The organism is Bacillus massiliglaciei, from assembly GCF_900098925.1.
Classification (GTDB): domain Bacteria; phylum Bacillota; class Bacilli; order Bacillales; family DSM-1321; genus Peribacillus; species Peribacillus massiliglaciei.
The window spans coordinates 415,239-430,218 of record NZ_LT622357.1 but is presented as its reverse complement, the minus strand read 5'-3'; the positions used below and the strand labels follow the sequence as shown (position 1 = coordinate 430,218).

The 14,980-nt window shown below is 42.0% G+C and carries 11 protein-coding genes; 7 read left to right on the top strand and 4 right to left on the bottom strand.

The genetic code is table 11. The features are described from left to right. Nucleotides 1-449: 449 nt before the first annotated feature. The gene (locus BQ4305_RS07745; protein ID WP_199880622.1) at nt 450-3,044 is read left to right on the top strand and encodes a DNA translocase FtsK; all 2,595 of its coding nucleotides are present in this window, start codon (nt 450-452) and stop codon (nt 3,042-3,044) included. 464 nt (nt 3,045-3,508) lie between these two features. Continuing rightward, entirely contained in the window at nt 3,509-4,822 is a 1,314-nt protein-coding gene (gene murC / locus BQ4305_RS07740; RefSeq protein ID WP_110927254.1) for a UDP-N-acetylmuramate--L-alanine ligase, read from the top strand. A 301-nt stretch (nt 4,823-5,123) separates the two neighbouring features. On the opposite strand, the gene BQ4305_RS07735 is transcribed toward murC, so the two are convergent. Then, complete coding sequence (locus tag BQ4305_RS07735) at nt 5,124-6,239, bottom strand: aminopeptidase (RefSeq protein WP_110927253.1); 1,116 nt, start codon at nt 6,237-6,239, stop codon at nt 5,124-5,126. A 211-nt stretch (nt 6,240-6,450) separates the two neighbouring features. Here BQ4305_RS07735 and BQ4305_RS07730 point away from each other — a divergent pair, with 211 nt between their 5' ends. The 3 genes from BQ4305_RS07730 to ytxJ all read left to right on the top strand — a co-directional run bounded on the left by BQ4305_RS07730 (nt 6,451) and on the right by ytxJ (nt 8,067). Next, a complete protein-coding gene (locus tag BQ4305_RS07730) occupies nt 6,451-6,966 on the top strand; it encodes a DUF948 domain-containing protein (RefSeq protein WP_110927252.1) in 516 nt (171 codons plus the stop codon). Between the two features lie 94 nt (nt 6,967-7,060). Then, on the top strand, nt 7,061-7,645 hold the full coding sequence (locus BQ4305_RS07725) for a YtxH domain-containing protein (RefSeq protein WP_110927251.1): 585 nt from the start codon (nt 7,061-7,063) through the stop codon (nt 7,643-7,645). 95 nt (nt 7,646-7,740) lie between these two features. Beyond that, nucleotides 7,741-8,067: a bacillithiol system redox-active protein YtxJ gene (gene ytxJ, locus BQ4305_RS07720; protein WP_110927250.1), complete on the top strand. Its 327-nt coding sequence runs from the start codon at nt 7,741-7,743 to the stop codon at nt 8,065-8,067. Nucleotides 8,068-8,119: 52 nt separating this feature from the next. On the opposite strand, the gene BQ4305_RS07715 is transcribed toward ytxJ, so the two are convergent. After that, the gene (locus tag BQ4305_RS07715) at nt 8,120-10,282 is read right to left on the bottom strand and encodes a cell division protein FtsA (RefSeq protein WP_110927249.1); all 2,163 of its coding nucleotides are present in this window, start codon (nt 10,280-10,282) and stop codon (nt 8,120-8,122) included. A 221-nt stretch (nt 10,283-10,503) separates the two neighbouring features. On the opposite strand from BQ4305_RS07715, the gene BQ4305_RS07710 reads away from it, so the two are divergent. Beyond that, nucleotides 10,504-11,580, top strand: coding sequence for a bifunctional 3-deoxy-7-phosphoheptulonate synthase/chorismate mutase (locus BQ4305_RS07710; RefSeq protein ID WP_110927248.1), 1,077 nt, complete (start codon nt 10,504-10,506; stop codon nt 11,578-11,580). Nucleotides 11,581-12,047: 467 nt separating this feature from the next. Beyond that, nucleotides 12,048-13,049 (top strand): catabolite control protein A, encoded by a 1,002-nt coding sequence (gene ccpA, locus BQ4305_RS07705; protein WP_110927247.1) that lies wholly within the window; start codon nt 12,048-12,050, stop codon nt 13,047-13,049. A gap of 83 nt (nt 13,050-13,132) precedes the next feature. Here the strand turns inward: ccpA and BQ4305_RS07700 are convergent, their stop codons facing one another. Together BQ4305_RS07700 and BQ4305_RS07695 are read right to left on the bottom strand one after the other, a co-directional pair. Next, entirely contained in the window at nt 13,133-14,329 is a 1,197-nt protein-coding gene (locus tag BQ4305_RS07700) for an acetoin utilization protein AcuC (RefSeq protein ID WP_110927246.1), read from the bottom strand. Beyond that, nucleotides 14,326-14,973, bottom strand: coding sequence for an acetoin utilization AcuB family protein (locus tag BQ4305_RS07695; RefSeq protein WP_110927245.1), 648 nt, complete (start codon nt 14,971-14,973; stop codon nt 14,326-14,328). The genes BQ4305_RS07700 and BQ4305_RS07695 overlap by 4 nt, the downstream gene beginning before the upstream one ends. Nucleotides 14,974-14,980 lie beyond the last annotated feature (7 nt).

Sequence of the window (14,980 nt, the reverse complement as noted above, 5' to 3'; positions counted from 1 at the left end):
GATTGTTTTGCCGCCTTATAGGGCGGCTTTTTTTGTTTTTTGCCTGAAATTTTAATCTGTCTGTAACGGGGCTATTATCTTCTTGTTTTATTTTTCCTTTAGAATTAATGTACCTGTCAATTTTCGAGGGATTCTGCGAGATTGCAGGGAGGATTAAAATTGCTCAATAAAGGTATTAATAGGATAGGAGTTGGGCGCAAGCTGTATATGTTTCCGAAAAAAATAAAAAATTACATATAAACTACTATTATATTTAAATTCTCTCGATATTTTCGGAAATACTGGTAGAATTAGTGTCATAATATAGCAAGAAGAAAGAGTGATACCCTTTGAAATGGATTAACAAATTTAAAAATTGGTTTAAAGGTGAAGAAATTATTGAAATAGAAGAAATTATTGTAGATGAGCCTTTGACAGAAGAAGAATTAAAAAAACTTGATTTTAAAAAAATGAAAAAAAATAAATTGGACAATCATGAGAAAGTCCAGCAGCAAGCATATCAGCAGCACCGCTCCCGGCAAAAGAGCCATGAACCTAAAAAAGTAACACCGGAATCACGTTCTTTGGATGTAGATACAAGAATATTATATCAATATCCAAAAGGTCAGTTTAAATTCCCGCTCATTCCGGATGAGGAGACACTAAAAAAAAGAAAGCCTAAAGGTGAAACGGCCCGGGATCGGGAAAGGGCGGACAGGGAGAAAACAAAAGCGGCAGCGGAGAAGAAAACGAAGGTTACGGGTGCTCAGCCTAAGGGAGAGTCTAATAAGATTTTTCCTTCAAAGACGCCGTTCAAGCCAACGGAAATTCCCTCGCCTATTTATGGTTTCCGCCGACCGGAAAAAGTGTCTATTCCTAAAGAAAATGTTCTATCTGCCGTCAATGACCATCCAGTAAAGAAGGAAAAAGACAGGGAACCGGAACTGTCTAAAGTTCAAGAGTCCGAGTCTGTATCAGGCCATATGAATGACCGCTTGGATATTCCGGCTTATATAAGGAAGACCGAAGAGAAAACGGAGCAGGAGGAAGTGGCTGTAACCGTTGTTGAGCCATTGGCTGCTGCCGAGCAGCCAGCTGTCTCTCTGTCCCAGGAGGAAACGCTCTCTGTGAGTGAAAAAAATATCAGTGAAGAAAACTCCGATACCGGTATCAGACAGGAAGAGGAGCAAAAAGCGGCAATCCCTGCTCAAATAGAGAAACAGCCTGCTGAGACTGAGACTGAACCGGAAAAGGCAGAAGAAAGCAAAGGGCGCCAGCTTCCATTCAATGTAGTGATGCTTAAACAAGACCGGCAGAGGATGGACTGGAGCTCAAGAGACCGTGTCAATCCTTTGTCCGCAAGAGTGGGAAAAGGGGAACATCTGCAGCGCCCTGCCGGTGAAGAGAAAAAGGAAGCAGCAGCTACTCAGCGTCCTGCCGTTGATGAGAAAAAGGAGGAAACTCCTCAAATACTTCCCTCAGTTCCGGTGACAGCGGCGCCGGTACAATCGGCTGAACCTGCAGAGACAGAGGGGGAAAAGGACAGTACAGAATCAGTCTTAACGGAAACAGCAGAAATAAATGAAAACGAACCTGTGTCGGAACAGGAGTCTTTGAATCTGCATTCAGAAGAAAATCCTTATTATGTCTTCCCGGATATGGAATATTTGACACCACCGGCTCTTTCACAGAATGATGAAGACTGGCTGAATGAACAAACAATTCTTTTGGATGAGACACTGAAAAACTTTAACGTTCGGGCACATGTTGTAAATGTGACACAAGGTCCGGCAGTTACGCGTTTTGAAGTACATCCGGAACCGGGTGTAAAAGTGAATAAAGTGACAAATTTAATGGACGATATTAAGCTGAGCCTTGCAGCTCAAGATATGAGGATGGAAGCTCCTATCCCAGGCAAGCATACGATCGGCATTGAAATTCCAAATCGTAAAAGCAAGCCTGTCTTTCTACGTGAAGTTCTGGATCATGAGGAATTCAAGAATCACCCGTCACCGCTTGCTGTAGCGCTTGGACTGGATATTTCCGGCCAGCCGATCATTACCGATTTAAGGAAGATGCCTCATGGTTTGATTGCAGGACAGACAGGATCAGGAAAAAGTGTCTGCATCAATACCATGCTGGTGAGCTTACTGTATAAAGCAACGCCGCAGGAATTAAAATTGCTGCTGATTGACCCGAAGATGGTTGAACTTGCTCCATATAATCAAATACCGCATTTGGTCAGTCCGGTCATAACGGATGTTAAAGCAGCCACTGCTGCCTTAAAATGGGCAGTTGAAGAAATGGAACGCCGTTATGAATTATTTGTTCATGCAGGAGTGCGGGATATTACTCGATTCAATGAACAGGCAGAAGCGGCAGGTCAATACGCACAAAAGCTGCCGTATATCCTTGTCGTTATTGATGAATTGGCTGACTTAATGATGATGTCACCTGCTGATGTAGAAGAAGCGATCTGCCGGATCGCCCAGAAGGCCAGGGCATGCGGTATTCATATGATTGTTGCAACACAGCGGCCGTCAGTAGATGTTATTACAGGTCTGATCAAGGCAAACATTCCGACTCGCATTGCCTTTTCTGTTTCATCACAAGTGGATTCCAGAACCATCATTGACAGCGGAGGAGCTGAAAAGCTATTAGGACGGGGAGATATGCTCTTTGCTGAAAATGGATCATCGAAAACAGTCAGACTGCAGGGGACATTTGTCAGTGATGATGAAATTGACTCTGTCGTGAATCATGTGAAGAGAGAGCAAAAGCCTCGCTATTTATTTGAACAGGAAGAGCTGCTAAACAAAGCTCAGGCCTCTGAAGAGACAGATGAGTTATTCCTTGAAGCCTGTGAATTTGCAGTCAGTCAGAATGGGGCCTCCACCTCGAGTATCCAAAGACATTTCCGTGTCGGATATAACCGGGCGGCACGCCTGATAGAGCTAATGGAACAGCAGGGGATTGTATCAGAATCAAGGGGAAGCAAACCGCGTGAAGTACTGATCACGGAAAGTGATCTTGAGTTTTTATTTGAATCCCATTCTGTGCAATAGAAACGAACGTTGAACCTATCAATTAAAAATGTATATAATAAGTAAAGTTAAGGAGGAAGGGAATAATATGGAAAAAAACCGCACTTTCTAAAATTGGCATTCGCCTGATGAGAGCAAAGGTGGTATAATTATTCCCTGTAATCAAGGGCTGTTTTCTAAAAAGTTTGTTGTTGCAGCATAAAGTGAATGGAAAAACATTTTAGAAGTGTTAGCGGCCTTATTATGCAAAATTCTGCGGAAAGCCCGAGCTATGCTGACTCCGCAGTAATGCGAGCAAGGAGGCCTATAGGTCATCCGCAGATAGCGAGGCATGTTAACTTGCGGATTATAACAACAATCTATAAAGAGAGAGCCTAATAAAAAAACGCTTTTAGCAAAATACTTAGAAGAATTTAAACAAAAATAAAAATCAGGGATGACATCATGATTGTCATACAGATAGACGATTGGTGGAGGTTCGTTATATGACTGTTTACCATTTTGTAGGAATCAAAGGTTCTGGAATGAGCGCACTTGCACAAGTGCTTCATAATATGAATATGGAAGTACAGGGTTCCGATTATGAAAAACACTTTTTTACACAAATTGCATTGGAAGAGGCAGGAATTAAAATTCTGCCATTTTCTGAGGAAAATATAAAACCCGGAATGACTATTATTGCAGGAAATGCTTTCCCGGATACCCATCCTGAAATTGTCAGAGCAATGGAACTGGGGCTTCCTGTTATTCGCTATCATAAGTTCCTCGGGGACTTTTTAAAGAACTTTACGAGTGTTGCCATAACAGGGGCACATGGAAAAACATCCACGACCGGACTCTTGGCCCATGTGATGGGAACGGCTAAGCCAACCTCATTCTTAATTGGTGATGGAACCGGAAAAGGAGTACTGGATTCAAATTATTTTGTTTTTGAAGCGTGTGAATACCGCCGTCATTTTCTATCCTACTATCCGGACTATGCGATCATGACAAACATTGATTTCGACCATCCGGATTACTTTGCCAATATTGAAGATGTATTCGAAGCATTTCAAACAATGGCACTTCAAGTCAATAAAGGTATCATTGCCTGCGGTGATGATGAACAGCTTCCTAAAATTCAGGCAAAGGTACCCGTTATTTTTTACGGTTTTGGAGAAGGAAATGACTTTCAGGCTAAAAATGTAAAGGTATCCGAAGACGGTACAGCATTTGATGTGTATGTCCGCAATAATTATTTCGATACTTTTAAGATTCCTACTTTCGGTAAACACAGTGTGCTTAATGCACTTGGGGTAATTGCTCTTTGTCAATACGAAGATCTTGATCCAACTGCAGTTAAGGAAGGTTTGATGACGTTTGGCGGAGTAAAAAGAAGATTCAGCGAGAAGAAAATAGGCAATCAGATTGTGATTGACGATTATGCCCATCATCCGACTGAGATTACAGCTACCATTGACTCAGCTCGTCAGAAGTATCAAGACCGTGAAATTGTTGCTGTATTCCAGCCTCATACTTTTACGCGGACTCAAACCTTTTTAGATAATTTTGCAGCCAGCCTTAATTTGGCGGACAGTGTTTATTTATGTGATATTTTCGGTTCAGCCCGTGAGCATCAAGGTAAATTATCAATTGAGGATCTTCAGGCAAAGATTCCAGGAGCTTCCCTGATCAGCGAAGAAACGGCTGATGTCCTGCAAAAACATAAGAACAGTGTCATTCTGTTCATGGGAGCAGGAGACATCCAGAAGTTTCAGGTGGCTTATGAACAGTCTTTGAAAGTAAATAAAATCGATTAACATATCGGCAGGCACAGACTGCAGAGTAACTTGGAGAAGATCCAAGTTTACTCTGCAGCTTTTTTATGGCTTTTTGAAATTAAAACTGAAGCAGAAATTTCTTAGATAGGATAAGAATTTATAGGAAGAAAGGAAATGGATTGTGAGTGAGAGAACTCACAGAAAACATGGAGAAACGGAAATCCATATAGAAAAAGCAAAGAACATCAAATTTCTCTGTGAGAAATGTAGATGTTCTTTGTTTTTATTCTGGCCGGTTTATTAAAGATAGGAGACATTCCTAAAATGCTGCCGCTTTTTCTTATTTCAAGTGTTCAGGGTTTAATGTCTCTAATTCAGGAATGACAAAGCGTCCATCCTTACGGATCAGTACATCGTCAAAGTAGATTTCTCCGCCGCCGTACTCAGGGCGCTGGATATTGACCAGGTCCCAATGGATATTGGAATGATTGCCGTTGTAGGCATCGTCATAGCATTGGCCTGGTGTAAAATGAAAGCTTCCATCAATTTTCTCATCAAAAAGGATATCTTGCATCGGATGAAGAATATAAGGATTAACACCTATCGCAAACTCGCCTATATAGCGGGCTCCTTCATCAGTATCAAATACTTTATTGATACGTTCGGTATTATTGGCCGTCGCTTCGATAATTTTTCCGTTCTTGAACGTCAGCTTCACATTTTCAAAGGTGAATCCCTGGTAAGGAGAAGGAGTATTATAGGTAATTACGCCATTAACTGAATCGCGGACCGGCGCAGAATATACCTCTCCATCCGGAACGTTTAGCTCACCGGCACATTTAATCGCTTTGATCCCTTTGATAGAGAAGGTTAGGTCAGTTCCTGGACCGGTCAGCCGCACCTTATCGGTTTGATCCATTAATTCAACAAGGCTGTCCATGGCCTCGCTCATCTTTCCGTAATCTAGATTGCAGACGTTAAAGTAAAAATCTTCAAACGCTTCTGTGCTCATTTTAGCGAGCTGAGCCATTGAGTCGGTCGGATAGCGCAGGACAACCCATTTTGTTTTCGGGACACGGATGTCTCTATGTACTTTTTTGCCGATGGTCTGCCCATGAATGGCCATTTTTTCAGCCGGTACATCGGACTGTTCATTAATGTTATCACCAGCCCTTAATCCAATGTAGGCATCCATCTTGTTCATAACGGAGGCTTCAAAGTCAGCCATCATCTCGTATTGCTCCTGTTGGGCACCCATAAGCAGAGCACGGTCGACTTTATGGTCTTTGATGCTTACAAAAGGGTAACCTCCGGCTGCATATGCTTCTTTCACAAGAGCTTGGACAAGCTCCCGCTGGAGTCCAAAGTTTTCTATTAATACTTTTTCTCCCTTTTTCAGCTTAACTGAATAGTGGATAAGATTTTTTGCAAGGGTTTGAATTCTCGGGTCTTTCATGCTATTCCTCCATTTTTTCAAAATATAGACTATATAGACTACTCCATTTTACCTCAAATATTTCGGAAACAGAAATATTTTTAAAAACATTTTGGGGCAGGAGAACGATTCGGGTTTATGGAAACCATAAATTACGTTTATAATAAAACAGACAGGGTAATTATTAAAACAAGTTTAAAATTAAGAAATGGATTTTTTTCGGAGGTGTACCATGGAGATTATTTTATATTTAAGCGCAGCAGTAGCAGCAATCGCCTTTTTAATTTTGGTGATTTACCTGGGGAAAACACTGGGTTCGCTGCAGAAGACGCTGGACAGCGTAGCACACACATTAACAGGACTTGAAAGCCAAATGCAGGGTATTACAGTGGAGACTGCTCAATTACTACATAAGACTAATGCATTGGCTGAGGATTTGCAGAATAAGTCAGAAAATCTTAATACAGTTGTAAATGCTGTAAAAGATGTCGGAACCTCTATTCAAGGTTTCAACTCTTCTATCCAGAAGGTGTCAAATAGAGTACAGCTTGAAATTGACAATAATCAGGATAAAATATCCCAGGTTCTTCAATGGGGCAATGTAGCCATGGAGTTCCGGGAAAAATGGAAGGCCAGAAAAAAACAAGAGGAAGCACAGACAGCGCCTGCCTCTGAGTTATCCCTGGAAGCGGAAGCGGGAGAAACAGACAATCTGCCTAAGAAAAGGTTTCTAAGATCGAGAAACTGAGCCAATTTAAACAAGTGACTTTACTTTTTATAAGTGAATGATTATACCACTTGGAGTGTAAGCTAAATTCTATGTAATTAGGAGGAGAATGAACATGACAAACAAAAATGATTTTCCGACGAAGGATTATACGAAAGAGTATCCAAGAGCATACGAGGAAAGCAAGAACTCCAATTCCAAAGATTTTATTATCGGCGCGCTGATTGGAGGAATGGTCGGAGCTGCTACAGCACTTTTCATGGCTCCGAAAACAGGAAAAGAGCTTAGAAGCGACTTTAATGTACAGGCCAAAAATATTACAGAAAAAACAGAGAAGCTGCGTCAAACAGCTGTCGAGAAAGGGACAGGACTTGCTGAAACGGCAAAAGAAAAGTCCAAGCCTGTCGCAGATATGGTGACGAGCAAATCGAGCGATCTCATGAACAAGGTAAAGGGCATGAAAGCAGCAAAGGATGCCAATGACAAGCACGGAGATGCGGCAGACGATACAACGAATACAAGCAATCGTGATGTCGATACTGTCGGTGTAACCGATGCTCCTATTGTTTCAGTTGAAACAAATCAGGAGAGCGGAGACAGCAGCAAAAAAGAATCTTCTAATTCGAATAAAAATACCGCTCAAAAGAAGCTGGATGAAGCAAAAAAAGCTTTTGAAGAAACGGAAAGCAAGTACAAGTAAATCATTTGGAAAAAGGCGGGGTAAGTGATATAAATGACTTATCCGCCTTTTTCATTTACAATAAGCGGCAGTACAAGAAGAAAGGAACGAAGTGAATGGAATTGAAACAAATTGAAACCGAAGAGCAATTTAATGAGTATCTTGAAAAAGACCGCTTCTTATTAATCAAGCACAGCCTTACTTGTCCTGTAAGCGGCGAGGCATTTGACCAATACCAAAAGTATATCGAAGAGCATTCTGAAGTGCCGACTGCTTATCTGGCTGTTCAACATGCAAGACCGTTATCGAACTACATTGCTGAAACGTTTAATATTAAGCATGAGTCTCCTCAGGCGATTTTGTTTGAAAAGGGGAAGCCTGTGTGGAATGAATCGCATTGGAGAATTACATATGATTCTCTTAGCGAGGCTCTGCAAAAATAAAAAAACGAATCCTGTCACAGGGATTCGTTTTTTTATGCTTTTCTCTAAGGTTCTATACAGGACCTCCTCCTTGACGGGGAACAGTCGGCCATAGAATTTTTAGTTGATCCCCAGGGGCAACGGGCTCATGAAATGAGGTTTCTTCATTATTTTTAATTAAAATATACCGTCCGTTTGTTACAGGTGGTAAATCAATTTCGGCATAGCGAAAAATATCTTGAAACAAAAAGGGGGCTAATTCCTGTTTGATTATTTTTAATGACTCGCCATTTTGAATGAGTTCTTCTTTGGACAATACTTCATTTCCGCGATGAAATTGAGTTACAGGCTTGGAAAGTATGATCTCGCTGCCGTTAAAGGTGACAGGAATAGAAAAGAACAATTGCATACTTAAGGAATCCGCCAGTTCCTCCAGGGAAGGAGCAGAGGCCGGCATGATTACGATTTCATCTTGATCGGAGCATGTGCTGCTGAGAGAAGCTTTAGCACCATTTTTCATCACTTTCCCTGAATAACAAGGAATCTCCGTTGTCTTTCCATTTAATTGAATGGAAAAGGGCAGTGTTTGCTCCAGAAGATCTTCCCGTCCCGCCGCTGTCAGTACTTCTTCGATGGTTTCAGGAACCATACAGCGAATAATGTCGTGATCTTCTGCCAATGTATTAAAATCTACCGTTTCTCCATTTTTAGTAAAGACCGCATTGATTACTTGTTCTTTTCCATTTATAAAAACCGTTTTGCCTTCTGTGTCATTTACTAAGGAACCCAGGCTTACAACTGGGGAGGCTCCGTCTGTTCCTTTTTCAGCTATTATGCGATCCCCGTTTTGAACTGGAGCATCAAGCGCGGCTTCTGTCCCATTTACTCGTATCAATGGCCTTGTTCCGTATTCACCGGGAACGGTCACTTGGCGGCCGTTTAATTCGATAATTTTGGCTATTCCGGGCCGACCGTATAATTTTCCAATATGAATGCCGGCAGCTAAAAGACAATCAGCGACTGTCATTTCTTTCATTTCAAAAAGTCTCACAGGTCTCCCGTTCACCTGAATACTCATAAATTTTATTGGATTATGGTCTGCAGCTATGGCAATGCCAATGGGAGTAACCAATTCAGGACCAGAAAAAGGCTGTTCACCCCGATCAAGATGCTGAATGGCCTCTATCCCGCGTACAGCAACCCGGTTTTCCGGCAGGCCGAGACGGTCTGATATCAGCTGTGTTAATTCAGGCGTTTGGCTGCCGCCGCCAATTAACATCACGGCTTTAGGCGGCTTATGATTGTTTAATCGCAGTATTTCCTTGGTAATAGAATCCGCCAAACGCTCCAAAGCGGGCATAATCTTCATCAGGATATCTTCTTTAGGCAAGGCTGTTTCAAAACCAAGAATATCAGTAACGATAATGGTATTCTGGCTGTTCAGCTCTCTTTTGGCCTTTTCAGCTAATGGAAAATCAAGCAGAAAGTCATCGCTGATTGCCTCTGTAATCTCATCACCTGCAATTGGCACCATTCCATAAGCAGTGACCGTTCCAGAATCGGTTATGGCAATATCAGAAGTTCCTGCACCGATATCAACAAGAGCGACATTTAAGCGGCGCATTGAAGGAGGAATGAGTACATTGATAGCGGCTATCGGTTCCAATGTCAGAGCCATCATTTCCAGTCCTGTCCTTTTCAGTGCGGCCAGCAAGGATTCGACAACTACTTTCGGAAGAAAAGTTGCAATCACACCGACTGAAGCTTCTTTGCCGCTTTGGTCAATCAAATTGCCGATTTCCTGTCCATCCAGCTGATACGCCAGGACGGAATAACCGACACAAAAATATACAGAAGGATCCTGCTCATCTCCGGCCACCCGTCTTTGAGCCTCCTGGACAGCGCTGAACTCAAGGTGGAGGATATCATCACGTGTCATCATCGGTTTTCCGGCAATCTCCATAGTCACTTCTGAAGATTCTGTTCTTAAAGCTCTCCCGGCAGCAGCTACGGCTACCTTTTGAATGGGTCCATGCTTTGCTTCAAGCTTTTCTTTTATAGACTGAATTACCTTTGCTACCTCAACTACATCATGTATTTGACCGTCCAGCATCGCACGTTTAGTATGCTCAGCTGAAATTATTTCAATTATTTGATAGCTTTCTTCTGCTTTTTCTAATATAATGCCTACAACGGAACGTGTTCCTATATCAAGGGCGACAAGTTTTTCTTTCATTGGAAGAACACCTTCTTTGTTATAAATTTAACTTTAATGCTTAAAAGCGTTTAATTAATAAAGGAAAAGTTCGTGACATTCAGGAATGTTTCCTTTATAATAAAGTCAATTATACATGAAAAACGCATGAATTTTCATAATTAAAAGAATGCCGGTGCATAACCAGATGCTTAAGGATTATGGAACTGGTTAAACTTAAAAGGAAGAAAGGGTGGATTGCAATGAGCAACAAGGAACTTAACGTTTTACGCGATCAATTGGACGATATTAACCTTCAGTTATTACATCTTATTAATAAGCGCGCAGAACTTGTACAGGAAATCGGACATGTCAAGGAAAAACAGGGTGTGAACCGTTATGATCCTGTTCGTGAAAGAACCATGCTTGACTTAATCGAAAGTAATCATACAGGCCCTCTTGACTCAGCCTCTATTAAGCATATATTTAAGGAAATCTTCAAGCTGGGTCTTGATCTTCAAGAAGATAATCAGAAAAAGACTTTACTTGTTTCCAGAAAGCAAAAGGCTGAGGATACAGTAATCGATCTTAAAGGTGAATTGGTCGGAAACGGTGTGCCAAGCTTCATTTTCGGACCATGTGCTGTAGAATCTTATGAGCAGACAGCAGCTGTAGCAGCACAGATTAAAGCAAAAGGTCTTAAATTAATGCGCGGAGGTGCCTATAAACCGCGTACTTCACCATATGATTTCCAAGGACTTGGCTTGGAAGGCCTGAAGATTTTGAAACAGGTCGCTGACGAGTACGGTTTGGCTGTAATCAGTGAAATCGTAAGCGCTAATGATATCGAGGCTGCCCTTGACCATATTGATGTCATCCAAATCGGTGCCAGAAATATGCAGAACTTCGACTTGTTAAAAGCGGCTGGTGCAGTGAACAAACCGGTTCTTCTAAAAAGAGGACTTGCTGCCACTATTGATGAATTTATTAATGCAGCTGAATATATCATGTCTCAGGGAAATGGAAACATCATTCTTTGTGAGCGAGGTATCCGGACATATGAAAAAGCTACTCGTAACACATTGGACATTTCTGCGGTTCCAATTCTGAAGCAGGAAACGCATTTGCCGGTCTTGGTGGATGTTACGCATTCTACAGGACGCAGAGACTTGCTTCTTCCGACTGCGAAGGCTGCCTTGGCCATTGGGGCAGACGGCGTCATGGCAGAAGTGCATCCAGATCCATCCGTTGCTCTTTCAGATTCCGCACAGCAAATGGACTTCAAACAATTTGATGAGTTCTATGATGAAATTAAACGCTTAAGCTGGGTAACGGTTTGATCTATTTCTAACGTATAACACAAGCCGGCTTAGGCTGGTGACAGAAGGGGTTCAGAATGACTTTCATTCTAAGCCCCTTTTTATATAATGAGCAAAGAGGAAGCATAATGCTGTTAAAGCCCTCGAACGAGAGGGTTTTTCTTTTTGAAGAAACAGAGGCTATACCGAGTTCATACAAATGTTCTCCATCAAGTGAATATTGACACGAAATTGTGCGGAATTATCCGGAAAATTCCATAAAACATAAAAAGTGATTCTTTTTCGATTGCAGGAAAGAAAGGGTTATCGTATGATTAATAAAAGAATGAGAACTGTGCGGTATAAAGCCATATTATGGCACCAGAATAAAGGCATTGATTGCTCATAAATGAACATGGCAAACCTGAATATCCTGCTTGAAATTATTTGGATAATACAAATAATTTTGTGTGTTTGGGGGAAAATGTAAGAAATGGAGGAGTATATAGATGAATAACATAACAATTTACGATGTAGCCAGGGAAGCGAATGTCTCCATGGCAACGGTTTCTCGTGTGGTAAACGGAAATTCGAATGTTAAACCGTCCACAAGAAAAAAAGTGACGGAAGTAATTGAAAGATTAGGCTACAGGCCGAATGCCGTGGCCAGAGGATTAGCCAGTAAAAAAACTACTACAGTAGGGGTCATTATACCTGATATCTCCAGTATTTTTTATGCTGAGTTAGCCCGAGGCATTGAAGATATTGCTACGATGTATAAATATAATATTATTTTAAGCAATTCGGATGAAAATGAAGATAAAGAGTTTCGTCTGCTGAACACTATGTTAGGCAAACAAGTAGACGGAATCGTTTTCATGGGGGCAAATATTACGGACGAGCATGTCAAAGAGTTCAATAACTCCCCGGTTCCGATTGTACTTGCAGGTTCTATCGAAGAAGAAGGCCGGGTTCCTTCTGTTAATATTGATTATGAAGCGGCGGCCTATGATGCTGTTTCGGCGTTTGCTGAGAAAGGGCATAAGCGGATTGCCTTATTGATCGGCAATCAGAATGAGCCCATTAATCAAAAGAAGCTTGATGGTTATCAAAGAGGTCTCGAAGCGGCTGGAATTTCTTATGATGAGTCCTGCGTTGTAGAAGGGGATCATAGCTATGATTCCGGAATTGATTCATTTGAAAAACTGCTCGAGGCAGAAGAAAAGCCGACAGCTATCATTGTAGCTTCAGATGAAATGGCTTTAGGAATTGTCCATGCGGCACAGGATAAAGGCTTCCATGTACCAAATGATTTCGAGGTTATCAGTTTTGATAATACGCGTCTGACCCTGATGGTCCGTCCTCAAATTACGACAATCGTACAGCCTTTATATGATATCGGTGCGGTTGCGATGAGATTATTGACAAAACTAATGAATAAAGAATCTGTCGAGGGGCATGAAAAAGTAATCCTGCCTCATCGAATTGATGAAAGAGATTCTACTAAATAAAACAAAGCGCAAGCCATTAACGGCTTTGCGCTTTGTTTTTGTTTTGCACTGTTTTGTTCGGTTCAGCATGTGATTTTACTTTTTTATCTGCCTGCACCGGTGCCAGAGCTGTTCTTTTTCTGGGATTTGTCCGGGCGTATCGGATAGAGAGCCTTTGCTACGGTTTGGGCATTTTTTTCCGTTATTTCAGGTTTTCGGGGAATGGGCTGATAGATGTCTTCCATGTCCTCCCATTCCTCTGGGAGCGGAACAGGTGCTTCTTTTTGCCATTTTTCGGCCCAGTCTTTTGGCAGGCGGCCGGCGTTATTTGGATTGCCGGTCATTTCCAGCCAGATGAGGGACCAGGCACGCGGTACCACACGCCATATATCATACCCACCGCCTCCTACAGCAATCCAACGTCCCTCGCAATATTGATGGGCAAGTTCATGAGCAAGTTTCGGAATTTCTTTATAGATTTTCATAGTTGCTGAAAGATGTGTCAAAGGGTCATAATAATGAGCATCCGCTCCATTTTGGGTGAATAGGACATCAGGTTTAAAGTATTCAATCACTTCTTTACATGCTGTCCGGTAGCAGTCCAGCCATGATTCATCTTCTGTGAAGGCATCAACTGGGATATTAAAAGAGCAGCCGTAGCCTTTTCCTTGGCCCCGTTCATTAATATTGCCGGTACCTGGAAATAGGTAGCGCCCTGTTTCATGGATGGAAAGAGTACAGACATCGGGATCCTCGTAAAAGGACCACTGAACACCGTCCCCATGATGAGCATCTGTATCGATATATAAAACCTTTGCTCCGTATTTTTTTTGAATATACTTAATGGCTACAGCACTGTCATTGTAGATACAAAATCCAGAGGCTTTTCCTCTAAATCCATGATGGAGCCCTCCGCCGGGATTGAACGCGTGGAGCGATTTTCCCGACATGACTGCATCAACGGCTGTAAGAGTCCCTCCAACTAATAAGGCACTTGCTTCATGCATATTGTTGAATATGGGAGTGTCCTCTGTCCCCAATCCATAATTCAGAGCTTTCTCTGCGGAAACCGTTCCATGGCCAGCCTGTCTGACAGCGTTTACATATTGAGGGTCATGAATCAGCTCAAGCTCTTCATCCAAGGCCATTCGCGGTGCGATAATTTGGTCGGACTGGATGGCCTGATGTTTTTGCAGTAAATCAAGTGTGATTTGCAGCCTTTTTTGGTTAAAGGGGTGTTCATCATGGAATTTGTAGGTCAGCAGGTCATCTGAATAGACGAATAAAGAATGATCCTTCATAGCAAGGCACCTGGATGGTTGGGCCATAGCACCTTGTATCCTTCACGTGTTAAATCCTCCACTATTAAAAAAGGGTTCATGGTTTGAACACGTATCACAAGGATCTTCTGGCTGGCCTCCTCTTTTTTCGGATACACCAATACACTCTGGATGTTCGTATTTCTCTTTTTAAAGAAACCGGCGATATCGTGGAGGACTCCTGGTCTGTTTGGAATTTCCACTTCAATTTGGGATCCTGGCAGATTTGCGCCGGTTAATTCTACATAGGAGTGCAGCAAATCGGTGCCTGTTATCATGCCGACCAGCTTTTTTTCCTTAATAATAGGCATGCAGCTTATATTTTTTTCGCAAAAAACAGCGCCGATTTCCTCGACAAAGTCAAGCGGATGTCCTGTGATCACTTCAGTTTTCATAATAGCGCCAAGCTCTCTCTCGAAGTCATCTTTGTATTCTGAGGTTCGGAAAATGGAAGGAGAAGCATCCCGAATATCTCGGTCGCTGACTAGGCCGACCAGCTGGAATTCTTCATCCACAATAGGGATATGCCGAAGTCTTTTTTCTTTTATGATATACAGGGCATCTTTGATGATATCAGATGGAGTAAGGGCGATGACGTCCTTCTTCATGATTTTTTCTACAATCATTGCATTT

Coding starts and splice junctions, on each gene's coding strand:
- BQ4305_RS07715 (WP_110927249.1), bottom strand. CDS start 10,282: ATGAAAGAAAAACTTGTCGCCCTTGATATAGGAACACGTTCCGTTGTA.
- ccpA (WP_110927247.1), top strand. CDS start 12,048: ATGAATAACATAACAATTTACGATGTAGCCAGGGAAGCGAATGTCTCC.
- BQ4305_RS07695 (WP_110927245.1), bottom strand. CDS start 14,973: ATGATTGTAGAAAAAATCATGAAGAAGGACGTCATCGCCCTTACTCCA.
- BQ4305_RS07725 (WP_110927251.1), top strand. CDS start 7,061: ATGACAAACAAAAATGATTTTCCGACGAAGGATTATACGAAAGAGTAT.
- BQ4305_RS07730 (WP_110927252.1), top strand. CDS start 6,451: ATGGAGATTATTTTATATTTAAGCGCAGCAGTAGCAGCAATCGCCTTT.
- BQ4305_RS07735 (WP_110927253.1), bottom strand. CDS start 6,239: ATGAAAGACCCGAGAATTCAAACCCTTGCAAAAAATCTTATCCACTAT.
- murC (WP_110927254.1), top strand. CDS start 3,509: ATGACTGTTTACCATTTTGTAGGAATCAAAGGTTCTGGAATGAGCGCA.
- ytxJ (WP_110927250.1), top strand. CDS start 7,741: ATGGAATTGAAACAAATTGAAACCGAAGAGCAATTTAATGAGTATCTT.
- BQ4305_RS07700 (WP_110927246.1), bottom strand. CDS start 14,329: ATGAAGGATCATTCTTTATTCGTCTATTCAGATGACCTGCTGACCTAC.
- BQ4305_RS07745 (WP_199880622.1), top strand. CDS start 450: ATGAAAAAAAATAAATTGGACAATCATGAGAAAGTCCAGCAGCAAGCA.
- BQ4305_RS07710 (WP_110927248.1), top strand. CDS start 10,504: ATGAGCAACAAGGAACTTAACGTTTTACGCGATCAATTGGACGATATT.